Source organism: Pseudomonas sp. AU12215, assembly GCF_001675465.2.
GTDB classification, from domain to species: domain Bacteria; phylum Pseudomonadota; class Gammaproteobacteria; order Pseudomonadales; family Pseudomonadaceae; genus Pseudomonas; species Pseudomonas nitroreducens.
Genome location: NZ_MACM02000051.1, coordinates 1 through 26,300 on the forward strand (window position 1 = coordinate 1; position 26,300 = coordinate 26,300).

The following is a 26,300-nucleotide window of genomic DNA, read 5'->3' on the forward strand; positions in this document are numbered from 1 at the left end:
GCTGCGGTTCATCAGCCGGGCAAGCCTGCGCTGGCTGAAGCCATTGCACAGGCCRATCTGGATCGTGACGCGCTCTGTGGCGCTGAGTTCGTGATAGGACATGGGGCAACACCTTACCGAAATGGTCGGGTGTTGCACTCAGTTTTTGCGGCCGCCGGGTTTTCCTACGTAACATCTAAATAATTCCTACAAGAATCTCTCTCAGCTCCACCACTCGCCTCCCTTCCGCAAGAATATTCCGACTCCAAACAGGAGAAAATCTGACTTGGAGCCCTGATAAACCTCGGCACTATCTCCGCATACTTCATCTAGCTGGCTCCAGGTATGCATTTCTTCTTGTTTACAGGCAACAATGGATACGCCTCTCCACCATGTCGACCTGTAGGATGCCAAAAATCAATCGAAGACCTCTGCCTAGGCCATTCCGGACACGAAGAGGCGTTCGATTCTGCGACCTGTGCGGCAGCAGATGCCAGACTTAAACTCTATCCATCGTGGGGTTATTCACGGAAAAGCCTGATGATAATCACTTTCGCCAGAAAAGCTGGTGAACACTGAATAAAAACTCACATTTCCTAGGAGAGTTGAAGTCCAACCGGCACAGTGCAATAGATAATAGTCAGAGACCATTGAAGATCAGCCAGACCAGATAACAATCACGCTTCGCTCAACACAGAAGCCAAAATAGCTCCAGAGAAATCGACCTAACCTTTCATCCGCAATAGTACCCAGAACAAATACAAAGAAGATATTTAAAACCTGAGCACACATATGAAGGCACACACTAAAACCTCCAAAATAAAATTATTAGACACCTGTGCTTGCCTGTGAAAAAGCATCAGCGAAGTTCATCAGCTGCATCCGGAGTTTTCAAGGAGCTCGTCATGCAGGACAACAAACTCAGCATCCTGGTCGTCGAAGATCATCCCTTCCAGTTAATCGCCACCCAAATGCAATTGAACCGCTTGGGATTCTTCAGGCTGACTCCTGCACTGGACGCCACGGAAGCGCGCGAAGCGTGCGCACGTCGCAGAGAACCATTCGACTTGCTTCTCTGCGACATAAATCTGCCGGACGTCAATGGAATCGAATTGGCCTGCGAGCTGGCCGACGCAGGCAGGGTTCTCCACGCAGTCCTGTTCAGTGGCCGCGAAGAAGATGAGTTGCAGGCCGAGCTAAAAACGCTCAGAGCACGAGGCCAGCCCATCCTGGCCTGCCTGCCGAAACCTCTCGACCCATGGAAACTGATGCAGGTCCTGAGAGCGGAGGAGAGCCTCAAGCTCAACGAGCAGGCGGATTGACCGGCTGGTCCGGGTACCAGGCATCAATCAACGGGCTGACGGTGAACTCCGCCAGCTCGGGCTGCTGCCTCAACCAGCCTTCGACCAACTCGCGCTGCTCGTTGCTCACCGAGCCACGCCGGGCCAGGCAGATGAAGCCGTACTCATCGCACCCACTGTAGACAAGGTCATTGGGCTCGACAGCATCAGCGGCGAAGCGCTTCAAGAAATTGCCGATGGAGTCTTCGTCCTTACCCTCGCGGTACTTGAAGCTCAACTCGAAACCGAGCTCCTGGAACTCATCGACACACAACTTCTTGCGTAAACGACGGGAACGATGGGTGGCCATCTGAATCTCTCCTCATGAGGGCTTCGCCACTCGACGAACAAGTGTGCCCGAGCCAAATACACAACTTGCGCCAGCACAGTCACGCAGTATCTCGTCGAGACGACCGGCTCTCGAAGGCCTGCGCATACTGGAACGGCTTGCGGCATAATGTGCCGCGTCTCCCAGTCCAACAGGGAGTACTTCAACTGTAGTGTTGCGCTTCATCTTTTCATTTTTTCAAGTCAATGCCCGACCACTGGGATGTCATCTTTTCTATGTTCAAGTCTCTGCGCGTCCTCGCTCTCGCCACATTACTGCCCTTTGCCTTACCCGCCGTTGCCCAGATCAACACCACCCTGCCCGAGCGCGTACAGAAGGCGCTGAGAGCCAGCAAGCTCACCGATGACGCTCTCTCGCTGGTGATGATTCCGCTCGAAGGCCCCGGTAACGCCACTTATTTCAACTCCGACGTCTCGGTGAACCCGGCGTCGACCATGAAGCTGTTCACCACCTATGCCGCCCTGGAGATGCTCGGCCCGACCTATCAGTGGCAGACCGAGTTCTACACCGACGGCCAGCTCAAGGACGGCGTCCTGAACGGCAACCTGTATCTGAAGGGCGGCGGCGATCCGAAGCTGAACCTGGAGAAACTCTGGTTGATGATGCGCGACCTGCGCGCCAATGGCGTGCTCAAGGTCACCGGCGACTTGGTGCTGGACCGCAGCTACTTCAATATTCCGCAGTTGCCGGTGTTCAATGACGACGGCGGCGACGACAACAAGCCGTTCCTGGTCGGCCCCGACTCGCTGATGGTCAACCTGAAGAGCGTGCGTCTGGTAATCCGCACCGAGGGCAGCAAAGCCACTGTCCTGATGGACCCGCCGCTGGCGAACGTGCGCATCGACAACCAGATCCAGGTGAGCAAGGCCGCCGCCTGCCCGGCCTGGCCGAAGCTGCGTTTCAACCCCGTGACCCAGTTCGACGGTACCTCGCTGGTCGCCACCGGGCAGATTCCGCAAGGCTGTAGCGCACAGACCTACATGTCCCTTCTCGAACACCCCGCCTACACCGCGGGTGCCGTGCGCGGCATCTGGCAGGAACTGGGCGGCAGCATCCTCGGCAAGGACCGTGAAGGCGCCGTACCGAAGAACGCCACCCTGGTGGCCCGCGCCATGTCGCCGGACGTCGTGGAAATCATCCGCGACATCAACAAGTTCAGTAACAACACCATGGCCCGCCAGCTGTTCCTCTCGGTCGGCCGCCAGTACCGCAACGGCGCCGACGCAGACGACGCCCAGGCCGCGCAGCGGGTGATCCGCCAGTGGCTGGCGCGCAAGGGCATTACCGCCAGCCACCTGGTGATGGAGAACGGTTCCGGCCTGTCCCGCGACGAGCGCGTCAGCGCTCGCGAGATGGCTGCCATGCTGCAAGCCGCGTGGCACAGCCCCTATGCTGCCGAGTACATTTCCTCGCTGCCGATCGTGGCGAAGGACGGCACCATGCGCAAACGCCTGCGCGGCACGCCCATGGCCGGCGAAGCCCACGTGAAGACCGGCACCCTGAACACCGTACGCGCACTTGCCGGCTTCAGCCGTGACGCCAACGGCCGCACCTGGGTCGTGGTGGCAATTCTCAACAGCAACCGCCCCTGGGGTGCCTCGTCGATCCTCGACCAGGTACTGCTGGATCTCTACAGCAGCACCAAGCACTGATCCAACGCGAGCCCCGGCCAACAGGCCGGGGTTTTCGCATCAGGCTTCGACCTTTTCCAAACGGTCGCGCCCCAGGCGCTTGGCGCGATAGACCGCTCGGTCCACCTTGCGCATCAGATCATCGGCGCTTTCCCCAGGGGACCAGGAGGCGACTCCGAAGCTCGCCGTGACCACGCCCACTCCCTCCATCGGCTGACCACGCAATGCCTGCCACAGCGCCTCGGCCAACTGCCAGGCCTGCTCCGTGGTACTGCCCGGGCAGAGCACCACCAGCTCCTCGCCTCCCAGGCGACAGAACACATCCACCTTGCGCAGGCGCTGGGAAATGCGCTGGCACAAGGTCACCAGCACGATATCCCCCGCCTCGTGGCCAAAGCGGTCGTTGATATTCTTGAAGTGGTCGATGTCGAACATCACCAGCGACAGCGGCTCGCCGCTGCGCGAGCAGCGTGCCATGGCCTGGTCCAGTTGCTCCTTGAAATAACGGCGGTTGTGGATGCCGGTGAGCGCATCGGTGACCGAAAGGCGCCGCAGCTCCAGCTCCGCTTCCTTGCGCCGGGTGATGTCGGTGGCGATGCCCAGGTAACCGGTGGTGCTGCCAGACGAATCGCGCACGCCGGTGATGATCAGATTGATCTTCAGTTGCCGGCCATCTCGACGTACGCAGGTCCATTCGTGCTCCTCGTGACCCTCGCCGACCAATGCTCCGACCACTTCGAAGCCGCGAATCTCACGGCCGAGGATGCTCGACAGATCCTGCGCACGACGGCGGATTTCGTCCTTGACGAAGACGTTCTCCGGCACCGGCCTCCCGATCACCTCCTGGGCGCTGTAGCCGAACATGCGTTCGGCCCCCACATTGAAGCTGCGCACGAACCCGCGCAGGTCGGTCGACACGATGGCAACCTGGGTCGCCGCATCGAGCAGGCCGTGCAGACGGCTATTCACCTCGCCCAGCTCCAGTTCGGCGGCCTTGCGCGAACTGATGTCGGTCTGGGTACCGATCATGCGCCGCGCCGCGCCGTCGTTGTCGCGCTCCACCACCTGCCCGCGATCGAGTACCCAGAGCCAGCGCCCACTCTTGCAGCGCAACCGATGTTCGCTCTGGTAGAGCGAAGTCTCGCCACGCAGATGCCGGCGCAACGCTTCGCAACGTGCGACCTTGTCGTCTGGATGGACGCGACTCAGGCTTTCGTCGGTCGTGGTGCCCACCTCGCTGTCGCGGTAGCCAAGCATCGCTTTCCAGGCGTGGGAGTAGAAGACGCTGCCGCTATCCAGGCTCCAGTCCCATACGCCATGACCGGCACTGTCCATGGCGAAATGCAGGCGCGCCTGGTTCTCCTGCAGCTCCAATTGGTTGGCGCGCAGTTCGGCCGTGCGCTCTCCCACCAGTTGCAGCGCCCGCTGACGCTGGCCCAGCAGGATCAGGACATAACCAGCGAGCAACAGGGAGGTCAGCCCGCCCGCGAAGATCACCCACAGCTGAGGATGCCCCTGGTTGCGCCGCAGAAAGTCGCTGGACGGCTCGACGCGCACCAGATAGTCGCGACCAGCGAATGCCAGGTGGCGCTCGGCCACCAACCCTGCTGTCTGGTCGGGGGACACCGGGCTTCGATACAGGGGGACATCCGGGCGCAGGTCGCCGGAATCGCGCAATGTCAGGGCCAGTTGCTCCTCGCGCCCCTCCACGCCCTGCTCGATGAGCAGCCGATAACTGATGGCCGCCAGCAGGATGCCCTGGATCCCGACGCGGGTTTCCGCCGTTGGGCTGGGCGTCACGCTGGTCCGGTAGAAGGGCGCCGCCAGCAGTACCCCGGTGGAATCGGCCGGCGGTGCGCCGGGCAGGACTACCGGGATAGAGGCCGCAACAGCGCGCGTCTTCACTACGCGCCGGGTCAGCTCGCGCCCCGGCAACGTCGAGTTGAGATCCAGCCCCAGCGGCATTTCCTCCAGATACTCGGAGGCACCATAAAGGACAGGGAAGTAGTTGTCCCGGACCTGCGCGGGAATCGGCTGCCCCTGCAGGTTGAGCTCGAACAGCATGTAGTCGAGCATCCCGGCAGCATGAGCGCGGGCTTCGAAAGCCTCCCGGTCGTGCTGCGCCACATGGGGCAGCCAGGCATAGCCCAGCGTGTCGCCCAGCAGGGGACTGACGAAATGCTCGAACTCCTCTCTGGAGACCGACCTGGAATTCTCGAAGAAGCGCTGGATCGACTCCAGTTCACTCTGCTGTATCGTGAACCGCTCGCGGACCCGGTCGATCCGCTCATTGGCGGCCAGGGAGAACTGCTGCTCGAGGGCTATACGGGCGTTACGCCAGACATTCCAGCCCAACAGGGCGGTCAGCAGCAGACCTGCCGCCAGCACCAGGCCGGCGGCGCGCAGAGCCTTCTTCTGGCTGACGACTCCCTGAGCAACGGGCAACTGCTCGTAGGCCGGCAACTGAGTCATGTGAAATCCCGATCTCAGGGTTACTCAGTTTTTATAGCAGCCGATGGCCATTTGCCCAGCGCCCGCGCGACGCACGGCCCCTGCCGCGCGCCACAGGGACTTCAACGGACGGTGATGCGCCAGGCGCGGTGGATCTTGCTGTTGCGGGCAAAATCCTGGTCCAGCGTCTGGGCGCTGATATCCTCGACCTGATAGCGCGCCGACAGCCCTTCATCCAACTCGAACTTGCGGAAGTTGTTGGAGAAGTACAGCACCCCGCCCTTGGCCAGCCGCGCCATGGCCAGGTCGATCAGCTCGACATGGTCACGCTGCACGTCGAACACCCCTTCCATGCGCTTGGAGTTGGAGAAGGTCGGCGGGTCTATGAAGACCAGGTCGTACTCGCCGCGGTCTTCGCGCAGCCATTCCATCACGTCGCTCTGTACCAGGCGCTGCTTGTCGGAGAAGCCATTGAGCGACAGGTTGCGCCGCGCCCAGTCCAGGTAGGTCTTGGACAGGTCAACGCTGGTGGTGCTGCGCGCATCGCCCTTGGCCGCATGCACGGTCGCCGTGGCGGTGTAGCAGAACAGGTTGAGGAAGCGCTTGCCGGCAGCCTCGCGCTGGATGCGCAGACGGATCGGGCGGTGATCGAGGAACAGACCGGTGTCGAGGTAGTCGGTCAGGTTGACCAGCAGCTTCACGCCGCCCTCTTCCACTTCCATGAAGCGGCCTTCGGCATTCTGCCGCTCGTACTGCTTCTTGCCGGCCTGGCGCTCGCGACGCTTGATCACGATGCGCTCGGTGGGAATGCCCAGGGCCTGCGGCAGCGCCGCCAGTGCATCGAGCAGGCGGGTCTGGGCCTTCTCCGGGTCGATGGACTTGGGTGCCGCGTACTCCTGCACGTGCGCCCAGTCACGGTAGAGATCCACCGCCAGGGCGTACTCGGGCATATCGGCGTCATACACCCGGTAGCACTCGATCTTTTCCTTGCGCGCCCACTTGCCCAGCGCCTTGACGTTCTTCTGCAGGCGATTGGCGAACATCTGCCCACCCTCGCTCAGGCGAGCCTGCTCGATCACCGCGGCGCCCTGAACCGGTGACGCTTCGCTACGCTCACCGCGCTCGCCGGTCACGAACTGGCGCGGCTCCACGTCGAGCATGATCAGCTTGCACGGCAATGCGCCGTTGAAGAACGCGTACTGCTTGTGGCTGCGGATACCCATGCGCTTGCCCAGCTCCGGCGCGCCGGTGAACACCCCGGCGCTCCAGCCCAGGCAGCTCTGGCGAAGCCGTTCACCCAGATGCTGGTAGAGGTAGAGCAGGCTGGCCTCATCCCCCAGGCGCTCGCCGTAGGGTGGGTTGCAGATGATCAGGCCCTTCTGGCCCTTGTCCGGACGCGGCTCGAACGTCGCCAGCTCGCCCTGGTAGATCTTCACCCACTCAGCCAGCCCCGAGCGCTCGATGTTGTTGCGCGCCGGCTGGATCAGGCGAGGATCGGCTTCATAGCCACGAATCCACAGCGGGGTCTTCGCCAGGCCGACGTCGGCGCGCTGCTGGGCCTCGTCGATCAGCTTCTTCCAGATCGCCGGCACATGGCCCAGCCAGTTGCTGAAACCCCAGCGCTCGCGCTTGAGGTTCGGCGCCACATCAGCGGCAATCAGGCCGGCCTCGATGAGGAAGGTACCGACGCCGCACATCGGGTCGGACAGTGCGCCGCCCTCAGCGGCGATCTTCGGCCAACCGGCGCGGATCAGCACCGCTGCGGCGAGGTTTTCCTTCAGCGGCGCGGCGCCTTGCTGCAGGCGATAGCCGCGCTGGTGCAGGCTGTGGCCGGAGAGGTCCAGCGACAGTACCGCCTGGCCACGATCCAGGTGCAGGTGCACGCGGATATCCGGATTGACCTTGTCCACCGTCGGACGCTTGCCGAACTCGGCGCGCAGGTTATCGACGATGGCATCCTTGACCTTCAGCGCACCGAAGTGGGTGTTGTCGATGCCCGAGCCCTTGCCGCTGAACTCCACGGCCAGGCTGCCATCGGCCTCCAGGTGGTCGCTCCAGGAAACGGCGTTGACACCCAGGTAGAGGTCTTCGGCATTGCTCACCGGGAAGCGCGACAGCACCAGCAGCACACGGTTGGCCAGGCGCGACCAGAGACACAGACGGTAGGCCGTCTCCAGGTCGCCCTTGCCACGAATGGCCGAAACCTGGGCACGCGCCTCGGTCAGCCCGAGCGCCTGGGCCTCCTCCAGCAACAGGCCATCGAGCCCTTTCGGGCAGGTGAGGAAGAGATCGTGCAAATCCGCCATGCAAATAATTCCCGGGCCGCAGCCCTTTCAGCAAAGCCGCTTACGGCCTTGTCGGCCACCTTTTTATTCGACCAAGGCGACCCGTGTATTCATTTTCAGGGATGGACCGGCGAACCGACCTGCGGCCTCGCGTCGCAGAAAGTCATCCCACTCGTCGGAACGAGAGATGGTCTCAATTAGACACACATTCCTCTTGATCCTCGGCAAGCTCCCGCCCCTGGCGGGTTATGCCGTACTGGCATTTTGCAAACCGGGCGAACCTTATGGCTTGAACCCATAAGAGTTACGTCCTTATGACAAATTGGTCATTCACAGCCCCGGAACCTTTCGATAGAACTCGGGGTAATCCTTCACCGCAATGGTGTCGGGCGGGGCGCGTCACGCCGGCAATGCGCCCCATTTGGCGGAACATTCCGCCCGGCCTCCCTGGGGGGCCAACGGGACATAACAGTCAACAAGTGAGGGCTACACCCTATGAGAAGACTTAAGCGTGATCCGTTGGAAAGAGCCTTTTTGCGCGGTTATCAGCACGGCATTACTGGAAAATCTCGCGACCTCTGTCCGTTTACCCATCCCACTACCCGGCAATCCTGGCTCAACGGCTGGCGTGAGGGCCGCGGTGACAACTGGGATGGTTTGACCGGCGCCGCCGGTATTCAACGAGTGAACCAATTGCAGCACGCAACAGGCTGAATCCAGGGTCACCCACGACTTCCCCAAGCCGCCCCATCCGGGCGGAAAAGGGCGCAAGCCCAAGGGCTCCGAAAGGAGCCCTACTTATTTCCGCTCCCCGTCCTTACGCCCGCTTGGCCGCAGCAATAGCGTCCACCGCCTCGCGAATCAGCGCCGGGCCCTTGTAGATGAAGCCGGAATAGATCTGCACCAGGCTCGCCCCCGCAGCGATCTTCTCCGCTGCATGCGCGCCTTCGGTAATACCGCCGGCCGCGATGATCGGCAGGCGACCACCCAGTTCGCCGGCCAGTACCCTGACGATGTGCGTACTCTTCTCGCGCACCGGAGCGCCCGACAAGCCGCCCGCCTCGTTGCCGAACGGCAGGTGCTCGACGCCTTCGCGGCCAAGGGTGGTGTTGGTGGCGATCACCGCATCCATGCCCGATTCGATCAGCGCAGCCGCGACCATCGCGGTTTCCTCGTCGCTCATGTCCGGGGCGATCTTGATCGCCAGGGGCACACGACGGCCATGTTGCACGGCCAGGTCTTCCTGGCGCTGGCGCAGTGCTTCGAGCAGCTGCTTGAGCGAATCGCCGAACTGCAGGCTGCGCAGGCCGGGGGTGTTCGGCGAGCTGACGTTGACCGTGACATAGCTTGCGTGGGGGTAGACCTTGTCCAGGCAGATCAGGTAGTCATCCACCGCGCGCTCGACCGGGGTATCGAAGTTCTTGCCGATGTTGATGCCCAGCACGCCCTTGTACTTCGCCGCCTTGACCCGCTCGATCAGGTGATCGACGCCGTGGTTGTTGAAGCCCATGCGGTTGATGATCGCGGTGGCTTGCGGCAAGCGGAAGATGCGCGGCTTGGGGTTGCCCGGTTGCGGACGCGGGGTAACGGTGCCGATCTCGACGAAACCGAAGCCCAACTGGGCGAAGCCATCAATGGCATCGCCGTTCTTGTCCAGGCCGGCCGCCAGTCCCACGGGATTGGCGAACTCCAGGCCCATCACCTTCACCGGCAGGCTCCTGGGCGCCTGCGTCAGTAGGCCATTGAGGCCCAGGCGGCCGCCGGCACCGATCAGGTCGATGGACAATTCATGGGAGGTTTCCGGGGAGAGCTTGAACAGGAGCTCGCGGGCCAGGCTGTACATGGTCGGGCATCGGTCGGCAAAATGGGGCGCTATTATAGCCAACCTGCCCTCGCTCAGGCGAGGCGACGCAGCGCCAGCAGCCGCCCGGAATCATCGAATTCCAGCTCGAAGCTGCCGTGCACTCCGGAGTGAGTGACGAATGGACGCAGGTGATGCGCAGGCAGGTTGACCTGCCGGCCATCGCGGCTACGTACCTGTACCCGGCTGGCATGCCCGCGATAGAGCGCCTGCAGCCGATCCGCCGACAGAGAAATATCCAGCACAACGCAAGCCATGGAGGCCTCCCGGAAGTGAAGGAAAGAATTTTGCCACAACGCATGCGCTCAACGGCGCCAGGGTTTTCTATGCTTAGGGCAATACGCCGCGCATCCGGCCCGGCGCTTCCTGCACTGACCAGTCGGCCATCGGGAGTCTTGCGTCGTCCATGAGTCAACCACCTCGCCCCCGCAGCGTGACCAGTCGGCTGGCTGCCCTTGCCCAACGCCTGGGCATCGGCAGCGCCGATGGACGGAACATCGTCGTACGCAGCCGGAGCCTGTCCCTGCCCTTCGAACCGCTACCCGACTGGCCCGCCGGCCTCGGCTGGCAGTCCGGGCCGCCGCTGTACCGACTGATTGACCTGCCGCGCGGAGCGCTCTCCGGCCCCGTGCAGGAGGACAAGGCGCGCATCCACGCCGTACTCAAGCGCCTGGTAAGCAGCCGCCACGAGGAACATCCCGCAGTCGACATGCGCAGCATCGACGGCTTGTGCTGCCGCGGCCTCATCGACAGCCCGCTTGCAGGGCTGGAGGAGCTTTCCAACTGCGAGCAGTGCCGCAAGGTGCGCATCATCAGCTACAACGATTTCACCAAGGTCCTGGGCGTGGCCCTGCCCGGCTTCGAACGCAAGACGCAACTGCAGTTACGCAGCGCCGGCTGGCACGGTGAGCGCTTGTTCTGGGACGACGATAATCACCCCTGCGAACTGGCCAACGCGGTGGTCTATGCCCGCCGCCGCGGGCTGGAGATCGTCCTGCCCGCGCGAATCCAGCGCTTCGCGTTGCAGGCTTCTGTCCTGGATGAACTGCAGCGCGACTTCCACATGCTGGCCATGCCGTCCAGAGCCTGGAGCGACGCCGCTTTCATGGAGTTGCTGCTGGAAACCGGCATGCCCTATGCGCGCTTCGGCCTGTTCAACTCGGAAACTCCGGAGAGCCTCCTGTTGCCCAGGGACAATCCAGCATCGGATGCCTTCGGCCAAGGACTGCAAGAGGCCGGAGCACAGGATGTGATCACTTACCTGCGCGATGTCGGCAGCAAAAACTGACCCGCGGCGTCACACCTCAGGCGCATCCTCGTGGAGATGACGCTCTTCCTCGTCCAGGCTTTCCAGCATCGTATGATGCCTGGCCTGCCACTCCTCGAGACTGAGTCCCGCCGTCGCCAACAGCTGCGGATTGCGCTTCACCAGGTAGACCGCTGCCCGCTGAGCGGAATCTTCCACCTTCCAGCTCACCTCGGCCGGATCGATCGGCCCTTCATAGGTGATCCAGCGGCTGAAATCCGGATACACACTGCAGACCTTCTGGAAATCCAGGTCCCGCATGCGCTGGTTGCCATACTCGATGTTCTCCACATCCTTGGCCTTCATGCCGACCGTCTCGGCGAAGGCGCGGCGCGACAACCCCGTCAGCGAGCGCAGCGCCCGTAGTCTCTCTCCTGCGGTGAACAGGAAACGTTTCTTTATCATGTGTCGTCCATCTCCGAGACTGCGAAGGCCCCGAAAAACACCCCAACTACTAGGATAAATTGGCTATCCAGACCGAGGCGCAAGCCCGTGGATCAAGGGGCATGATGGTGCGGGACACGAGATGAGGCAGGGAAGAGGATTCACCCCGGACTTGCTCGCGGGTGGCTATTACGTGACGCCGCAGCGCTTTGCACAGCTGATCGGCCTGGGTGATCGCCAAGCCATTGTGCAACGCTGGATCGAGCAGGGAGACCTTCCCTCGCGCTGCATCGGTGGCCAGACCCTGGTGGACCTGGCCGCCCTGCTCCTGATGACCCAGGCGGATCAGTCCTGATCCGCTTCCTGGGCGGCCTGCAACGCTGGCTTGGCAGGAATGCCGATTTCCACGCAAAGTGCCATGAAGCGCTCAAGGTCGTTTCGATACACCAGCACGCATTGCAGTTCGGTATCTAGCGGCTCGCTGAAATCCACCAGCACGTACCCGCCCTTTTCCGGATACAGCGCGCCGAGCTGGGTCTGGATGCGATTCAGCGCGGTGAGCGGATCCGCCTTGCGCAGTTGCTTGGCCTGCAGCACGAAATTGACGCTGGGGTCGAAGGAGGCGCGGATCTCGCCGAACAGCTCCTCGTAGCTGTCGCCCATGAACAGCACGATTTCCGGCAGGCTGCCGACCACGACCCATTCGCCCAGGGGAATGGGGAAGCTGTCGTCGTAGTTGATGTCTGCATTGGCCGCGAGGAAGGCGGCCGGATCGGCATAGGCCTGCGAGGCATCGTCGGCGATCTGCTGGATCTCTTCCTCCGCCAGGCAGCCGGAGCTGATCAGCGTGAGGAGTTCGACGAGTTGCGCTTTCATGAGGGAGTCCTGAAGAGAGATGAACAGCCGGAAAGCATATCTGCATTCGCCGTAAAACACCGCAGGCAGGGAACTTTCCGTCAGACAAAAGCGTCCGAAGTTGCCAGAAACGATACCCACTATCGAACGGGATGATTTCTGCTCACCTCGAGCGGTTGATAGCCTGACAACCATCCCGAACCAGCCTGCGTGTGAATCCATGAACCGTGCCCTCGCCCTTCTCTCCCTGACCCTGCCCCTGTGGCTGGTGGGTTGCGCCAGTCAGCCCGCGCCACAGCAGGAGCCCTACAGCAACGAACAGGTGAAGTCCTTCGCGCTGAAGATGCTGGGAACCAGCAACATGTCCGATGAGCTGTACGCCAAGTACCGCCGGGCTCTCACCGAGCCCCGCGAGGATGGGCGGAGCGGGAGCTGATTTCGCGTTCTTCGTGTTCCTGACTACCGCTGGACGCCCCCGACGGGCCAGTGCTGTCGTTCTGCCTCTCCGCGATGCTCTTGCTTCTGACGGGGGTTTTGCGCCCCTTTGAAAGGCGCGCAGCGTCCGTGTCATGTCCCCTGCCTGGCCAAGCGACGTAAGCTAGGCAGGTTTCTCGCCCCTCCATCCCGTTTTGCGCTTCGCGAGCAATACCCGGGCCCTTCTGCCTCCTGCAAGGGACACTTCGGCCCGCCCGGACATTTGCCTGGAAATCCTTCAGAGCCAAAGCCCTAAGAACTGTTCGCGAGCAGGCTCGCTCCTACAGCCCAGTCAAACTGCGGAACGCTCTTCGCAGAAGCGCTTGCCTGCGAATACGCCCCGTTCCCGGGCTGGCAGACGTGCAGATCCAGGCAAAAAAAGCCCCGCACTTGGCGGGGCTGGAGCATCAAAACGTCAATCAGGCTCGCGTATCACACAGGGCACACACCCTGCTGGTTGCTCTGCGCCAGGTCGAGCAGCTCGCGGTTAGCCACGGCGTACATGGCGTAGTCCGTGCTGGTGGAAGCACGCAGCTCGACGAGCATGGCGCGCCAGCGGGCGACCATCGGGGCGTGCTGTTCCAGCCAGAGTGCCACGCGCGCATCGATTTCCGCCGGACCGTCCTGCATCTGCAGCACGGAGACGGTGATTGCCCGCTGCTGCCAGTCCAGGTCGTCGCGGAAGGCTTCGCGCGCCAGCGCCTGCCAGTTGTTCTCCACCGGCAGGGAGCTGAGCTGCTGCAGGTACCAGGTCAGTTCCAGCTCGCTGCCCAGGGCGAAGTAGGCGCGCGCCACGTCGGCCGGGTCGCGGCCGGTGACGTCGGCCGCTTCGACGATCGGCAGCAGGGTGTAGAGGTGGCTGGTGCCGGCGACCATGCGTGCCAGCAGCTCCGGCACACCGGCGTCGACATAGGCCTGGTAACGCGCCTGCCACAGCTCGCGGGTCGGGCCTTCGAGCAGTTCGTTGAGCTTCAGGCCAAGGGCGGCGATGCGCGGACCGAAATGCGCCACGTCACGGGCGGCATCCTGCTCGTTGCGGCGGCTGCGCAGGAACCAGCGCGTTGCGCGGCGGCCCAGGCGCATCAGTTCGTCCATCAGGGTCAGTTGCACTTCCGCCGGCACCTGGTAGTCCAGCGCCTCGATCTGGCGGAACCAGTGCGGCAGGTGGAAGACATCGCGCACGATCACGTAGGCACCTGCCACATTCGCCGGCGTCATGCCGGTGGACTCCTTCAGGCGCTGCACGAAGGTGATGCCCATGTGGTTGATCAGGTCGTTGGCGATCTGCGTGCTGACGATCTCGCGCTTCAGGCGGTGCCTGCGCATGGCCGGGCCGAAGGTGTCGACCAGGGTCTGCGGGAAGGCCGTTTCCATGTCGCGGGTCAGGTAGTCATCGTCCGGCACCAGCGAGCCCAGCAACTGCTCCTTCAGATCGATCTTGCTGTAGGAAATCAGCACAGACAGTTCCGCGCGAGTCAGGCCCTGCCCGGCGGCGATGCGTTCGGCGAGCCCCTCGTCGGTAGGCAGGAATTCCAGCGCGCGGTCCAGCTTGCCGCGGCCTTCCAGGTCGCTCATCAAGCGCTTGTACTCGGCGATGCGCTCGCGGGCACGGCGCTCGGCCAGGGACAACGCCTGGGTCTGCTTGTAGTTGTTGCCCAGCACCAGGTCGGACACCTGGTCGGTCATTTCCGCCAGCAGCTTGTTGCGCTGCTTGCTGGTCATGTCCCCGGCGGTCACCACCTCGTTGAGCAGGATCTTGATGTTCACCTCGTGGTCGGAGCAATCCACACCACCGGCGTTGTCGATGAAGTCGGTGTTGCACGCGCCGCCATTGAGGCCGAATTCGACCCGCGCCAGTTGCGTCATGCCGAGGTTGCCGCCCTCGCCCACCACTTTCACCCGAAGGTCGCAGCCGTCCACGCGCAGGCCATCGTTGGCCTTGTCGCCGACGTCGGCATGGGTTTCATCGCTGGATTTCACGTAGGTGCCGATGCCGCCGTTCCACAGCAGGTCCACCGGCGCCTTGAGCAGCGCGTGGATCATCTCGGTCGGGGTCAGGCGCTCGGCCTCGATGTCGAAGCGCGCGCGCACTTCCGGGGTCAGGGTGATGCTCTTGGCGCTGCGCAGGAAGATGCCGCCGCCGGCGGAGATCAGCGAGGCGTCGTAGTCGGCCCAGCTGGAGCGCGGCAGGTTGAACAGCCGCTGGCGCTCGGCGAAGCTCGCCGCCGGATCCGGATTGGGGTCGAGGAAGATGTGCATATGGTTGAAGGCCGCGACCATCTGCAGCTTGTCGGACATCAGCAAACCGTTGCCGAACACGTCGCCAGCCATGTCGCCGATGCCGATGACCGTGACGCTGTCCTTCTGCACGTCGATGCCGCGCTCGCGGAAGTGGCGCTGTACCGAGACCCAGCCGCCGCGGGCGGTGATGCCCATGCCCTTGTGGTCGTAGCCGGCGGAGCCACCGGAAGCGAAGGCGTCGCCGAGCCAGAAGTTGTAGTCGGCGGAAATGCCGTTGGCGATGTCGGAGAAGGTCGCGGTGCCCTTGTCCGCCGCCACCACCAGATAGGGGTCGTCCGGGTCGTGGCGGACCACGTTGGCCGGCGGCACGACGTTGCCTTCCTTGAGGTTGTCGGTGATGTCCAGCAGGCCGGAGATGAAGATGCGGTAGCAGGCGATGGCCTCGGCCTGGATCTCATCGCGCGAACCACCCAGCGGCAGGCGGCGCGGGATGAAGCCACCCTTGGCGCCGGTGGGCACGATCACCGCGTTCTTCACCTGCTGCGCCTTCACCAGGCCCAGCACTTCGGTGCGGTAGTCCTCCTCGCGGTCGGACCAGCGCAGGCCACCACGGGCCACGTCGCCGAAGCGCAGGTGCACGCCTTCCACCCGCGGGCAGTAGACGAAGATTTCGAATTTGGGCGTGGGCCGCGGGATTTCCGGGATGGCCTTGGGGTTGAACTTGAAGCTGAAGTAGCTCTTGTTCTGCCCGGCGGCGTCGGGCTGATAGAAGTTGGTACGCAGGGTCGCCTTGATCAGGTCGAGGTAGCGCCGCAGGATGCGGTCCTCGTTGAGCACCTGGACGTTGTCCAGGGCCGCGAGAATCGCCTGTTCCAGCTTCTGCTGCTTGTCTTCAAGGTCCTCGGCGGTGAGCTTGCGGGCCAGGTAGAAACGGGTCTTGAACAGGCGCACCAGTTCGCGGGCGATGTCCACGTGGGCGTTCAGCGCGCTGGCGATGTAGCCCAGGTCGAAGCCCAGGCGAATCTGCTTGAGATAGCGCGCGTAGGCGCGCAGCAGGGCTACGTCGCGCCACGGCAGGCCGGCGGTCAGCACCAGGCGGTTGAAGGCGTCGTTCTCCGCATCGCCGTTGACGATGTGGACGAAGGCGTCCTGCAGGGTCTCGTTGAGTTCCTGGATGTTGACGTCCAGGCCCTCGGCGTAGGTGAAGGCGAAGTCGTGGATCCAGTACTCGCGGCCATTGGTGTGGCGCAGGCGGTAGGGGAACTCGCCGAGTACGCGCAGGCCGAGGTTCTCCAGGATCGGCAGGACGTCCGACAGGGCCAGCGGCGTGTCGGCGTGGTAGAGCTTGCAGTGCAGCTGCTGCTCACCCTGGGCCAGCGGCTGGTAGAAGCTCATCACCAGCGGGCGGCTGTCGCCCAGGCTGGACAGGTGCTGCAGGTCCACCACGGCGAAGTGCGGGGCGAAGCGCTCGCGATAGCCGGCCGGGAAGCCTTTGGGGAAGTCTTCCAGCAGGTTGTTGCCCTGCCCTTCGCCGAAGTTCTCCAGCACCAGTGCGGCGTAATCGTCCTGCCAGGAACGGCAGGCCTGGATGGCTTCCTGCTCCAACTGGGCAGCATCGACGTCGATGCGGTTCTTCGGGTCGACGCGCAGGATGAACTGCACGCGGGCCAGGGTGGATTCGGAGAAGAAGGTCCAGAACTCGCAGTCGCTGGCCTTCAGGCGCTCCATCAGCACCTGCTGGATCTTCATCCGCGTTTCGGTGGAGTAGATGTCGCGCGGCACGTAGGCCAGGCAGTAGGCGAAGCGACCGTAGGGGTCCTTGCGCAGGAACAGGCGGATCTTGTTGCGTTCCTGGATCTGCACGATGGACATGGCGGTGGCATACAGCTCGTCCACCGGGGTCTGGAACAGGTCGTCGCGCGGCAGCACTTCGAGAATCTGCGCCAGTTCCTTGCCCAGGTGCGCCTTGCTGTCGAAGCCGGAGTTCTTCAGGACGGCGGCGACCTTGCCGCGGATGAACGGGATGTCAAACACGCTCTCGGCGTAGACCGCCGAGGTGTACAGGCCGAGGAAGCGGAACTCGCGGACGACCTTGCCCTTGGCGTCGATCTCGCGGATCGATACGTAGTCCGGATAGGCCGGGCGGTGCACGCGGCTGGGCTGGGAGGCCTTGGCGAAGGACAGCAGCACCGGCTCGCGCAGGTAGGCCACCGCGTAGTCCTCGATGTGCAGGTCTTCCTTGTTAAGGCCGGCGCGCAGCAGCTTGGTCAGGCCGAGGAAAGCCTTGTCGTCGTACACCAGGTGGCCGCCATCGGCCTCCTCCTGCACGGTGAATTCTTCATAGCCGAGGAAGGTGAAGTGGTTGTCCAGCAGCCATTCGAGGAAGGCACGCACTTCGGCGGTCTCTTCCGCGCGGGCCTTGACCTTGGACTTGCCCAGCCAGGCCAGCAGCTCCTCGGCCTTGCTGCGCATGGCCGGGAAGTCGGCGACCGCCAGGCGGACTTCGCCGAGCACTTCCAGCAGGGCCTTCTCCAGGGTGCGCAGTTCGCCGGTCTGGGAGACGCGGTCGATCTCCAGGTACATCAGCGATTCCTGGTGCACGTCCTTGCCGGTGCTGTTCTTGGGCAGGATCTCCAGCAACTCGCCCTTGGCATTGCGGCGCACGCTGAGCACGTTGGTCTGCAGGGTGTGGATGCTGTAGCCGCGGCGGTTCAGTTCCATGCGCACCGAGTCGACCAGGAACGGCTGGTCCGGGTGCAGCACCTGCACGGCGGTGTGGGTCGACTGCCAGCCGTGCTTTTCATAGTCGGGGTTGTACACCGCGACGATCGGCTGGGCGGGGTTGAAGCGTTCCAACAGGCGCCAGGAAGACAAGGTGCAGCCGACCAGATCGGACAGCCTGCGCTGGGTCAATTCGTCGAGGGAGATGAAGCCGAAGAACTGCTCGGCGAACAGGGCCACTTGTGGCAGACCCTTGTCGTCGACGTGCTGCGCCAGGGCCGCTTTCAGTTGTTGCTGGAAGTCGGCTTTGCTGGCTGCGGTGAAGAACGCCATGTTGTTACTCCGCTGGGCTCGAATTATTGGATTGAGCGTAGAACGCATATCGTCTTGTGTCGGGCCACAGGTATAGCCGGGCAGTGTGACCCTCGACTGACAGCCCCGACCGGGCGGTCACCGATCCCACCGAGCTTATCGGGACTGGGCCGCCGCTGGCTTACGGGGCTGCGACATATTCGTTCAACGGCATGCAGCCACCACGCTCTGGGGAAACGACAGAATTTGCGGCACGATCGTTCCGCAACTGCCCGAGGAAATATCAAAGCGCTATCATGGCGGCCCCTCGCCTGGAACGGACGCCATGCAACGCCACCCTCCCCTGCGCCGCCCGCTGCTGCGCCATCTGGACAACCTGCTGGTCACCCTGCTGGGCGCGGCGCTGCTCGTGCTGGCCTGGCTGTTCCTCGATGAAGCCGTGCGGCCGCTGCTGATCGGCGCGGTCCCGGTCTATCTCGGCGTGCTGCTGCCGCGCATCGTTGGCCGGGACGAACGCCTGCGCCGGGTGCAGGCTGCGCGGGAACGCTCGGTGGACGAGTGGGGTTTCTGCAGCCGCGACCGCAACGGCCCGTGGATCAACTACATCGATTTCCCGCTGGTCCGCGAAGCTCCGCTGTTCAGAGGCCGCTACTTCTATAGCGAATGGCTGGTGGTGCACGACGGGCGCATCGTCATCAACCCCGGCCCCGCCCATGTCGACCTGAGCGCCGGCACCGTGAGCTACGACTTCGGCTGCACCCGCACCTATGCCTGGGACGGCTGCTCGCCGAAAGTGCCGTTCTTCTGGATGGCGACGCTTGGCACGCCGGACTGGTGGGAGCATCTGGAAAGCGTGCAGTGCCTGCGCCACGGCCAGCAGCAGGAACGCGAGATGTTCTGGCCGGTGGCGCACCACGCCAGCCTGGTGCATGACGCGCTGTACCAGTTCCTCAATGTCGCCCCGGTGACCAAGGCCGAGGCGGACGAGCTGTTCCACCGCATGCTGCTGGACGCCGGCATGCCGCGCCTGGTGGCCTGGGTCTACCGCTTCGCAGTGGTCCACGGCGGCGCACGCGACATGCGCCGCCAGCTCAACCCCAATACTTCCCTGCGCCTGCTGACCCCGCTGCCTGGCGGCCGGGCAACTCAGGAACCACTAGCGCCGCACAAGGCTCGAAGCGCAGCGCTGCAAGAGTGACGGCCGATGCAGTAAAGTAGGCGGCCCGACAGCCCCACCCTTCGTCCAGGAAATCCACGCGATGGAACATCGTGAGTCGCTCCTTGCACTGCGCCAGTATCTCTCCAGCCAGATCCTCGGCCAGGAAAAGCTCATCGAGCGGCTGCTCATCGCCCTGATCGCCGACGGCCACCTGCTGGTGGAAGGCGCACCGGGCCTGGCCAAGACCAAGGCGATCAAGGACCTGGCCGAAGGCCTGGAGGCCGAGTTCCACCGCATCCAGTTCACCCCCGACCTGCTCCCGGCGGATATCACCGGCACCGAGATCTATCGCCCGGAGAACGGCAGCTTCGTGTTCCAGCAGGGGCCGATCTTCCACCACCTGGTGCTGGCCGACGAAATCAACCGCGCGCCGGCCAAGGTGCAGTCCGCGCTGCTCGAAGCCATGGCCGAGCGCCAGGTCAGCGTGGGCCGCAGCACCTACGACCTGCCACCGCTGTTCCTGGTGATGGCCACGCAGAACCCCATCGAGCAGGAAGGCACCTACCCGCTGCCCGAGGCCCAACTCGACCGCTTCCTGATGCACGTGAAGATCGGTTATCCGGAAGCCTCCGTGGAGCGCCGCATCCTCCAGCAGGCCCGAGGCGAAGCGCTGAACGGCGAAACCAAGCCCGAGCGCCGGGTCACCCAGGAAGCCATCTTCGCCGCGCGCCATGAAATCCTTGGCCTGTACATGGCCGACGCCGTGGAGGAATACCTGGTCCAACTGATCATGGCCACACGCACCCCGGCCAAGTACGACGCCGAGCTGGCCGAATGGCTGTCCTACGGCGCCAGCCCGCGGGGCTCCATCGCGCTGGACCGTTGCGCGCGTGCCCACGCCTGGCTGGCCGGCCGCGACTTCGTCAGCCCCGAGGACATCCAGGCGATGCTCTTCGATGTGCTGCGCCACCGCCTGATCCTCACCTTCGAGGCGGAAGCTGCCGGGATCGACCAGGACCGCGTGGTCCAGCGCATCCTCGACGTAGTCGCCGTCGCCTGACATGCACAATGTCCTGGCGCCTGGCGTCGCGATTTCCCTTGGCGAGCTGATCGAGATCCGTCACCGCCTGCACGAAGTCCAGCTGTTTTCCACGCCTTCGCGGCGCAGCCCGTTGATCGGCCTGCACCACTCGCGCCTGCGCGGCCGTGGCGTGGACTTCGACCAGGTGCGCGTGTACCAGGCCGGCGACGATGTGCGCACCATCGACTGGCGCGTCACCGCGCGCACCCAGGAGCCGCACACCAAGCTGTTCCATGAAGAGCGCGAGCGCCCGGTTTACGTCCTGGTGGAACAGAGCGCGCGGATGTTCTTCGGCTCCGGGCAGTCGTTCAAGTCCGTGCTCGCCGCCCGTGCCGCGGCCTTCGTCGGCTGGGCCGCGCTGGCGCACAACGACCGCATCGGCGGGCTGGTGTTCACCGACAGCGAATGCCACGAGATCAAGCCACGGCGCAGCAAACAAAGCCTGCTGCAGTTGTTCAACCTGATCGTGCGCGCCAACAACGCCCTGCTCGCCGGCTCCAACCTCAGCCACAACGGCGACGGCTTCGGCATGGCCCTGCGCCGCGCCCGCGAGGTGCTGCGTCCCGGCAGCCTGATCATGGTGATGTGCGACGAGCGCGCGCTCAGCGACGTGGCCGAGCAGCAATTGTCCCTGCTGGCGCGGCACACCGACCTGGTGATGCTGCCGGTATCCGACCCGCTCGACCACGCCCTGCCCGCCGCCGGATTGCTGAGGTTTGCCGAGGGCCAGGCACAGCTGGAACTGGACACCCACATCGACGAGCAGCGCCTGGCCTACCGCGCCCTCGGCGAGGCCCGCCGCGAGCGCTGGCAGCGCCTTGCACTGCGCCTTGGCGTGCCGCTGCTGCCGCTGACCACCCAGGAAGAACTGGTGGAGCAGCTGCGCAACCTGCTGGAACAGCATCAGCCGGGTTATGCCAAATGAATCCCCTCGACCAACTGCAACCGCTGATCGAACCGGCGACGGTGCCCTGGTGGCCCCCGGCGCCTGGCTGGTGGCTGCTCGCCGCGCTGCTGCCGCTTCTGCTCTGGCTGCTGTGGCGCAATCGCCAGCGCTGGTTGCCCAGACGCAAGGCCAAGGTGGCCACAGAAGCCCCGCTGGACCCGCTGCGCGAAGCCGCCCTGGAAGAACTCAAGCGCCTGCCGCGCCCCTATGACCGCGCGCCGGCCGGCCCCTGGCTGCAATCGCTCAATGGCCTGCTCAAACGACTGTCGCGCGCCCGCTGGCCGGACAGCCACAGCCATACCCTGAGCGGCCGTGCCTGGCTGGCCTTCCTCGACACCCGTTGCCCGGCCGCCGGCCTGACCCGCTGGATGATCCTGGTGGAAGGCGGCTACCGTGCCGAGTGCAAGCTGGACGACAAGGCCATCGACGGCCTCGCCGCCGCCGTGGAAACCTGGGTGCGCAAGCATGTTTGAATTCGCCTGGCCGTGGATATTCCTGCTCGCCCCGCTGCCCTGGGTGATGCGCTTCATCCTGCCGCCGGCCGACAATGGCGAGGCGGCGCTCAAGGTCAGCTTCCTCAAGGAACTCGAAGGGCTCGCCGGCCGCCGTGCCCGTGCGCGCCTGCCGGCCTGGCGCCAACAGGCGCCCTTCGCCCTGCTCTGGCTCTGCCTGCTGCTGGCCGCGGCGCGCCCGCAGTGGGTCGGCGAGCCACTGCCGATCCCCGCCACCGGCCGCGACCTGCTGCTAGCGGTGGATGTCTCCGGCTCCATGGACTACGCCGACATGACCTGGGACGGCGCGGAAGTCAGTCGCTTGCACGCCGTGCAGAAACTGTTCGGTGATTTCATCGAAGGTCGCCGGGGTGACCGCGTCGGGCTGATCCTGTTCGGCACCCGCGCCTACCTGCAGGCGCCGCTGACCTTCGACCGCCACACCGTGCGCATCTGGCTGGACGAAGCGCTGATCGGCATCGCCGGCAAGGACACCGCCCTGGGCGACGCCATCGGCCTGGCGGTCAAGCGCCTGCGCCAGCGCCCGGCCGAGAGCCGCGTGCTGGTGCTGATCACCGATGGCGCCAACACCGCCGGCGAGATATCCCCGCAGACCGCCGCACGCCTGGCCGCCGACGAGCACGTGAAGGTCTATACCATCGGCATCGGCGCCGATCCCAAGCAGGGCGGCGTCGCCGGACTGTTCGGCCTCAACCCGGGCTTGGACCTGGACGAGCCGGCGCTCAAGGCCATCGCCGAAAGCACCGGCGGCGAGTACTTCCGCGCACGCAATGGCGAAGAGTTGCAGCGCATCTCCGACAGCCTCGACCGGCTCGAGCCGGTGGAACAGAAGCCGACCCAGGCGCGCCCGGCCATCGCGCTGTACCGCTGGCCGCTGCTGCTGGCACTGCTGATCAGCGCAGCGCTGGTGGTGGGCACGCTGTGGCCGCCCGAGGACTGGCGCTGGCCGGCCTGGATGGCGCGCCTGCAGAAGGAGCGCCGGCCATGAGCAACCTTTGGCCGCACCTGCTGCACCCGCTGTGGCTGATCCTGCTGCTGCCGCTCGGCTGGCTGCTGTGGAAGCTCTGGCACCGTGAGCGCCGCGCCGGCCGCTGGCAGCTGCTGCTGCCCCAGGCCTTCCACCCCTGGCTGCTGGCCGGCGGCAACGGCCGTCATGAACGCCGCCCGTGGATCTACCTGGGCATCGCCTGGCTGCTGGCGGTGCTTGCCCTGCTCGGCCCGAGCTGGCAGCAGGTGGAGCAACCGACCATGGAACGCAGCGACCCGCTGGTGGTGGTGCTGGAACTCACACCGCAGATGCTCGCCACCGACCTCAAGCCGACGCGCCTGGAACAGGCCCGGCGCAAGCTGCTCGACCTCCTGCAGGCACGCAGCGACGCGCAGACCGCCATCGTCGTCTACGCCGGCAGCGCCCACACGCTGGTGCCGCTGTCCAATGACCTGGGCACCGCACGCAACCTGCTCGACGCCCTCAAACCCTCGATCATGCCCGAGCCCGGCCAGCGCGCCGACCTTGCCGTCGCCCAGGCGCGACGCCTGCTCGACAACGGCGCCGAGGGCAACGGCCGGATCCTGCTGCTCACCAGTGCGCTGGACGCCCGCGAACGCCAGGGCATTCGCCAGGCGCTCAAGGGCAAGGGCAAGGATCTGCTGCTGCTCGCCGTGGGCACGCCCGGCGGCGCCCCCATCGCCCAGGAAGACGGCACCTTCCTCAAGGACGACCAGGGCAACATCCTGGTGCCACGCCTGGACGAGAATGGGCTGCGCGTCTTCGCCACCGACATGGGCGGCCGCTTCCAGCGTTTGCGCGCCAGCAGCGGCGACCTGCGCTCCCTCGGCCTGCTGGATAACACCCAGGGCCTGCAGGTCAGCGAGGAAGATGCACTGCTGCGCCTGCAGCGCTGGGCCGACCAGGGCTACTGGCTGCTGTTGCCACTGCTCCTGCTCGCCGCCTGCGCCGGGCGGCGCGGCTGGCTGTTCAGCCTGCCGCTGTGGCTGCCGCTGCTCTGGGCGCCGCCGCAGGACGCCAATGCCTTCGAGTTGAACGATCTCTGGTTGCGTCCCGACCAGCAGGGCCAGCGCCTGCTCGACGCCGGCAAGCCGGCCGAGGCGGCCGAGCGCTTCGCTGACTTCCGCTGGAAGGGGCTGGCCCTGTATCGAGCCGGCGATTATGTCGACGCCGCCCAGGCCTTCGCCCAGGGTGATGAGGCCGCCGACCACTACAACCGCGGCAACGCCCTGGCGAAACAGAACGAGCTGGAAGCCGCGATCGACGCCTACGACCAGGCACTTGAACGCAACCCCGACCTGGAGGCCGCCAAGCGCAACATAGCCCTCCTCGAAGACCTGTTGCGCCAACGCAAGGACAATCCGCCCGGCGACGGCACCGACCAGCCCCCCGAAGAAAACCACGACGCCGGACAGAGCAGCGATCCCCAGGCCGCCCAGCCCCAGGATCAGCAGCACGAGGAAGACAACGCCAGCGAACGTGACTCGCAACCGGCACCGGCGGCGAAGACCCCATCGCAGGAAGCCGACAAACCCACCACCAGCCAGGCCGACAAGCCCGACGGCGACGTTCGCGAAGATCAGGAAACCAACCCGGAAGATGCCGGTCCACTGGGAGACGAGCGCCGTCAGGCCCTGGAACAGTGGCTGCGGCAGATTCCCGACGATCCGTCCGAACTGTTGCGTCGCAAGTTCTGGTACCAGCAACAGCAGCAGCGCCAGGAACCCAACCCATGAAAAGGCTGATCTGCCTGACCCTGCTCTGCCTCGCCGCCTTCCGCGCCGAGGCCAGCTTCACCGCCAGCGTCGACCGTGCGCGCCTGAACCAGGGCGAGAGCGTCGAGCTGACGCTGGAGTCCGATGACCCGACGCTGTTCGGCAAGCCCGACCTGAAACCGCTGGACGAGCACTTCGTGGTCCTGGGCACCCGCCAGGTCAACCGCCTCACCACGCTCAACGGCAAGGCCCAGGCCACCACGCGCTGGATCATCACCCTGCAGCCACGCAGCGAAGGCAAGGTGGAAATCCCGCCGATCCACCTGGGCGGCAACGCCAGCGAGCCGATCAGCCTCGATGTGCTCAAGGCCGAGGACAGCGCCGAGGGACAGAAGCTCGCGCCGGTATTCATCGACGCCAGCGTCGACCGCGAGGAAAGCTGGGTGCAGGCCCAGGTCATCCTCACCCTGCGCATCTACCACTCGGTGTCGTTGTACGACGACAGCAGCCTCAGCCCGCTGCGCATGAACGACGCCCGCGTCGAGCAACTGGGCGAGCCACGCACCTACGAGAAGGACATCAACGGCGTTCGCCATGGCGTGATCGAAGTGCGCTACGCGATCTTCCCGCAGAAGAGCGGCACCCTGGAGATCCCCGGCCAGACCTTCAAGGCCACTCAGGTCGCCCAGCGCCGCAACGACGATGACTACAACCCGTTCGGCCCGCAGCCGGGCAAGCAGGTGCTGGTCACCTCGCCGAGCATCCCGTTGCAGATCGACCCCAAGCCCGCGGACTACCCGAAGGACGCACCCTGGCTGCCGGCCCGCTCGCTCAGCCTGAGCGAGACCTGGAGCCCGCAGCCCGAGGAAGCCAAGGCCGGCGAATCGCTGACCCGCAATATCATGCTGCGCGTGGATGGCCTGTCCGGCGCCCAGTTGCCGCCGCTGCCGGTCACCCTGCCCGAAGGCCTGCGCCATTATCCGGACCAGCCGCAGCTGGCCAACGAAAGCAGTGACCAGGGCATGATCGGCAGCCGCGAGGAACGCGAAGCGCTGATCGCCGACAAGGCCGGCCCGGTCGAGCTGCCGCCGGTGGAAGTGGTCTGGTGGAATACCCAGGAGCGCCGGGTCGAGCGCACCAGCCTGCCGGCGCGCACCCTGCAAGTCGCCGCCAATGCACAACTGGAAGAACACATCGAGCCCACCGCAGCCCTCAGCGAAGCGGCAGTCAGCGACACGCTGCTCTGGCCCTGGCAGCTCGCCTGCGCACTGCTCAGCCTGACCACCCTGCTCGGTTTCGCCCTGTGGTGGCGCGCCCGCAGCCAGCCGGCGGTCATTCGCGTGGCGCAGGCCGGCCCGAGTACTCGCACCCTGCTGGATGAATTGCGCCGCGCCTGCCAGGCCAACGACTCGCATGCCACCCGCCAGGCGCTGGATGCCTGGGCCCGGCAACAACCGGAAACCCTGGCCGACATGGCAGCACGCTTCGTGCCGTTGTCCGATGCGCTGGATGGCCTCAACGGTGCGCTCTACAGCGACAGCGAAGGCGGACGCAACTGGCAGGGCGAAGACCTTTGGCGCGCCATCCGCACCCTGCCCGGTGCCGACCCGGACGCACCGCCGGCGCCGGAGGCCAGCAGCCTGCCGCCGCTCTATCCGCGCTGACGGCTATGCTGGTGGCATCCCCGCC

At 64.8% G+C, this 26,300-nt stretch carries 22 protein-coding genes; 13 read left to right on the plus strand and 9 right to left on the minus strand.

Features of this window, described 5'->3' with window-relative positions; all coding sequences use genetic code 11:
• A partial coding sequence (locus A9513_RS34820) for a helix-turn-helix domain-containing protein (protein ID WP_141678385.1) occupies positions 1–102 on the minus strand: 102 nt, incomplete at its 3' end.
• A gap of 782 nt (positions 103–884) precedes the next feature.
• Here A9513_RS34820 and A9513_RS12570 point away from each other — a divergent pair.
• Complete coding sequence (locus A9513_RS12570; protein ID WP_024765083.1) at positions 885–1,301, plus strand: response regulator; 417 nt, start codon at positions 885–887, stop codon at positions 1,299–1,301.
• On the opposite strand, the gene A9513_RS12575 is transcribed toward A9513_RS12570, so the two are convergent.
• Positions 1,282–1,629, minus strand: a complete 348-nt coding sequence (locus tag A9513_RS12575; protein WP_024765084.1) for a YggL family protein — start codon at positions 1,627–1,629, stop codon at positions 1,282–1,284. The two genes, A9513_RS12570 and A9513_RS12575, sit on opposite strands and share 20 nt — an antisense overlap.
• Before the next feature lie 254 nt (positions 1,630–1,883).
• On the opposite strand from A9513_RS12575, the gene dacB reads away from it, so the two are divergent.
• A complete protein-coding gene (dacB, locus tag A9513_RS12580; RefSeq protein WP_024765085.1) occupies positions 1,884–3,320 on the plus strand; it encodes a D-alanyl-D-alanine carboxypeptidase/D-alanyl-D-alanine-endopeptidase in 1,437 nt (478 codons plus the stop codon).
• A gap of 39 nt (positions 3,321–3,359) precedes the next feature.
• On the opposite strand, the gene A9513_RS12585 is transcribed toward dacB, so the two are convergent.
• Complete coding sequence (locus A9513_RS12585; RefSeq protein ID WP_024765086.1) at positions 3,360–5,771, minus strand: diguanylate cyclase; 2,412 nt, start codon at positions 5,769–5,771, stop codon at positions 3,360–3,362.
• Between the two features lie 101 nt (positions 5,772–5,872).
• Positions 5,873–8,056 (minus strand): bifunctional 23S rRNA (guanine(2069)-N(7))-methyltransferase RlmK/23S rRNA (guanine(2445)-N(2))-methyltransferase RlmL, encoded by a 2,184-nt coding sequence (gene rlmKL / locus A9513_RS12590; RefSeq protein ID WP_065084930.1) that lies wholly within the window; start codon positions 8,054–8,056, stop codon positions 5,873–5,875.
• A gap of 474 nt (positions 8,057–8,530) precedes the next feature.
• Between rlmKL and rmf the strand changes: the two genes are divergently transcribed.
• On the plus strand, positions 8,531–8,749 hold the full coding sequence (gene rmf / locus A9513_RS34825) for a ribosome modulation factor (protein ID WP_081519407.1): 219 nt from the start codon (positions 8,531–8,533) through the stop codon (positions 8,747–8,749).
• Between the two features lie 103 nt (positions 8,750–8,852).
• On the opposite strand, the gene A9513_RS12595 is transcribed toward rmf, so the two are convergent.
• Positions 8,853–9,878 carry a quinone-dependent dihydroorotate dehydrogenase gene (locus A9513_RS12595; RefSeq protein ID WP_065084931.1) on the minus strand — a complete coding sequence of 342 codons (1,026 nt, stop codon included), beginning with the start codon at positions 9,876–9,878 and terminating at the stop codon, positions 8,853–8,855.
• 53 nt (positions 9,879–9,931) lie between these two features.
• Positions 9,932–10,153 carry a DUF2835 domain-containing protein gene (locus A9513_RS12600; RefSeq protein ID WP_065084932.1) on the minus strand — a complete coding sequence of 74 codons (222 nt, stop codon included), beginning with the start codon at positions 10,151–10,153 and terminating at the stop codon, positions 9,932–9,934.
• Positions 10,154–10,302: 149 nt separating this feature from the next.
• On the opposite strand from A9513_RS12600, the gene A9513_RS12605 reads away from it, so the two are divergent.
• Positions 10,303–11,184, plus strand: coding sequence for a DUF6685 family protein (locus tag A9513_RS12605; protein WP_065084933.1), 882 nt, complete (start codon positions 10,303–10,305; stop codon positions 11,182–11,184).
• Between the two features lie 9 nt (positions 11,185–11,193).
• Here the strand turns inward: A9513_RS12605 and A9513_RS12610 are convergent, their stop codons facing one another.
• Positions 11,194–11,607, minus strand: coding sequence for a helix-turn-helix transcriptional regulator (locus A9513_RS12610; RefSeq protein ID WP_024765091.1), 414 nt, complete (start codon positions 11,605–11,607; stop codon positions 11,194–11,196).
• Between the two features lie 121 nt (positions 11,608–11,728).
• Here A9513_RS12610 and A9513_RS12615 point away from each other — a divergent pair, with 121 nt between their 5' ends.
• Positions 11,729–11,941, plus strand: a complete 213-nt coding sequence (locus A9513_RS12615) for a hypothetical protein (RefSeq protein WP_024765092.1) — start codon at positions 11,729–11,731, stop codon at positions 11,939–11,941.
• Here the strand turns inward: A9513_RS12615 and A9513_RS12620 are convergent.
• Positions 11,932–12,462 (minus strand): hypothetical protein, encoded by a 531-nt coding sequence (locus tag A9513_RS12620; protein ID WP_065084934.1) that lies wholly within the window; start codon positions 12,460–12,462, stop codon positions 11,932–11,934. The two genes, A9513_RS12615 and A9513_RS12620, sit on opposite strands and share 10 nt — an antisense overlap.
• Before the next feature lie 199 nt (positions 12,463–12,661).
• Between A9513_RS12620 and A9513_RS12625 the strand changes: the two genes are divergently transcribed.
• Complete coding sequence (locus A9513_RS12625; protein ID WP_037012057.1) at positions 12,662–12,877, plus strand: hypothetical protein; 216 nt, start codon at positions 12,662–12,664, stop codon at positions 12,875–12,877.
• A gap of 470 nt (positions 12,878–13,347) precedes the next feature.
• On the opposite strand, the gene A9513_RS12630 is transcribed toward A9513_RS12625, so the two are convergent.
• Positions 13,348–18,210: an NAD-glutamate dehydrogenase gene (locus tag A9513_RS12630; protein WP_065084935.1), complete on the minus strand. Its 4,863-nt coding sequence runs from the start codon at positions 18,208–18,210 to the stop codon at positions 13,348–13,350.
• A gap of 304 nt (positions 18,211–18,514) precedes the next feature.
• Between A9513_RS12630 and A9513_RS12635 the strand changes: the two genes are divergently transcribed.
• The 7 genes from A9513_RS12635 to A9513_RS12665 all read left to right on the plus strand — a co-directional run bounded on the left by A9513_RS12635 (position 18,515) and on the right by A9513_RS12665 (position 26,275).
• The gene (locus tag A9513_RS12635) at positions 18,515–19,387 is read left to right on the plus strand and encodes a DUF1353 domain-containing protein (RefSeq protein WP_024765095.1); all 873 of its coding nucleotides are present in this window, start codon (positions 18,515–18,517) and stop codon (positions 19,385–19,387) included.
• Positions 19,388–19,448: 61 nt separating this feature from the next.
• Complete coding sequence (locus A9513_RS12640; protein WP_038803712.1) at positions 19,449–20,408, plus strand: MoxR family ATPase; 960 nt, start codon at positions 19,449–19,451, stop codon at positions 20,406–20,408.
• A gap of 1 nt (position 20,409) precedes the next feature.
• Entirely contained in the window at positions 20,410–21,354 is a 945-nt protein-coding gene (locus tag A9513_RS12645; RefSeq protein WP_024765096.1) for a DUF58 domain-containing protein, read from the plus strand.
• Positions 21,351–21,848 (plus strand): DUF4381 domain-containing protein, encoded by a 498-nt coding sequence (locus A9513_RS12650; RefSeq protein WP_024765097.1) that lies wholly within the window; start codon positions 21,351–21,353, stop codon positions 21,846–21,848. The genes A9513_RS12645 and A9513_RS12650 overlap by 4 nt, the downstream gene beginning before the upstream one ends.
• Positions 21,841–22,875 (plus strand): VWA domain-containing protein, encoded by a 1,035-nt coding sequence (locus A9513_RS12655; protein ID WP_065084936.1) that lies wholly within the window; start codon positions 21,841–21,843, stop codon positions 22,873–22,875. Before A9513_RS12650 ends, A9513_RS12655 begins: the two co-directional genes overlap by 8 nt.
• Positions 22,872–24,632 (plus strand): VWA domain-containing protein, encoded by a 1,761-nt coding sequence (locus A9513_RS12660; RefSeq protein ID WP_065084937.1) that lies wholly within the window; start codon positions 22,872–22,874, stop codon positions 24,630–24,632. Before A9513_RS12655 ends, A9513_RS12660 begins: the two co-directional genes overlap by 4 nt.
• Positions 24,629–26,275, plus strand: coding sequence for a BatD family protein (locus A9513_RS12665; protein ID WP_065084938.1), 1,647 nt, complete (start codon positions 24,629–24,631; stop codon positions 26,273–26,275). Before A9513_RS12660 ends, A9513_RS12665 begins: the two co-directional genes overlap by 4 nt.
• Positions 26,276–26,300: the final 25 nt, after the last annotated feature.

Excerpts from the sequence above, each read along its gene's own strand:
- A9513_RS12570 (WP_024765083.1), top strand. The coding sequence starts at position 885 with ATGCAGGACAACAAACTCAGCATCCTGGTCGTCGAAGATCATCCCTTC.
- A9513_RS12575 (WP_024765084.1), bottom strand. The coding sequence starts at position 1,629 with ATGGCCACCCATCGTTCCCGTCGTTTACGCAAGAAGTTGTGTGTCGAT.
- dacB (WP_024765085.1), top strand. The coding sequence starts at position 1,884 with ATGTTCAAGTCTCTGCGCGTCCTCGCTCTCGCCACATTACTGCCCTTT.
- A9513_RS12585 (WP_024765086.1), bottom strand. The coding sequence starts at position 5,771 with ATGACTCAGTTGCCGGCCTACGAGCAGTTGCCCGTTGCTCAGGGAGTC.
- rlmKL (WP_065084930.1), bottom strand. The coding sequence starts at position 8,056 with ATGGCGGATTTGCACGATCTCTTCCTCACCTGCCCGAAAGGGCTCGAT.
- rmf (WP_081519407.1), top strand. The coding sequence starts at position 8,531 with ATGAGAAGACTTAAGCGTGATCCGTTGGAAAGAGCCTTTTTGCGCGGT.
- A9513_RS12595 (WP_065084931.1), bottom strand. The coding sequence starts at position 9,878 with ATGTACAGCCTGGCCCGCGAGCTCCTGTTCAAGCTCTCCCCGGAAACC.
- A9513_RS12600 (WP_065084932.1), bottom strand. The coding sequence starts at position 10,153 with ATGGCTTGCGTTGTGCTGGATATTTCTCTGTCGGCGGATCGGCTGCAG.
- A9513_RS12605 (WP_065084933.1), top strand. The coding sequence starts at position 10,303 with ATGAGTCAACCACCTCGCCCCCGCAGCGTGACCAGTCGGCTGGCTGCC.
- A9513_RS12610 (WP_024765091.1), bottom strand. The coding sequence starts at position 11,607 with ATGATAAAGAAACGTTTCCTGTTCACCGCAGGAGAGAGACTACGGGCG.
- A9513_RS12615 (WP_024765092.1), top strand. The coding sequence starts at position 11,729 with ATGAGGCAGGGAAGAGGATTCACCCCGGACTTGCTCGCGGGTGGCTAT.
- A9513_RS12620 (WP_065084934.1), bottom strand. The coding sequence starts at position 12,462 with ATGAAAGCGCAACTCGTCGAACTCCTCACGCTGATCAGCTCCGGCTGC.
- A9513_RS12625 (WP_037012057.1), top strand. The coding sequence starts at position 12,662 with ATGAACCGTGCCCTCGCCCTTCTCTCCCTGACCCTGCCCCTGTGGCTG.
- A9513_RS12630 (WP_065084935.1), bottom strand. The coding sequence starts at position 18,210 with ATGGCGTTCTTCACCGCAGCCAGCAAAGCCGACTTCCAGCAACAACTG.
- A9513_RS12635 (WP_024765095.1), top strand. The coding sequence starts at position 18,515 with ATGCAACGCCACCCTCCCCTGCGCCGCCCGCTGCTGCGCCATCTGGAC.
- A9513_RS12640 (WP_038803712.1), top strand. The coding sequence starts at position 19,449 with ATGGAACATCGTGAGTCGCTCCTTGCACTGCGCCAGTATCTCTCCAGC.
- A9513_RS12645 (WP_024765096.1), top strand. The coding sequence starts at position 20,410 with ATGCACAATGTCCTGGCGCCTGGCGTCGCGATTTCCCTTGGCGAGCTG.
- A9513_RS12650 (WP_024765097.1), top strand. The coding sequence starts at position 21,351 with ATGAATCCCCTCGACCAACTGCAACCGCTGATCGAACCGGCGACGGTG.
- A9513_RS12655 (WP_065084936.1), top strand. The coding sequence starts at position 21,841 with ATGTTTGAATTCGCCTGGCCGTGGATATTCCTGCTCGCCCCGCTGCCC.
- A9513_RS12660 (WP_065084937.1), top strand. The coding sequence starts at position 22,872 with ATGAGCAACCTTTGGCCGCACCTGCTGCACCCGCTGTGGCTGATCCTG.
- A9513_RS12665 (WP_065084938.1), top strand. The coding sequence starts at position 24,629 with ATGAAAAGGCTGATCTGCCTGACCCTGCTCTGCCTCGCCGCCTTCCGC.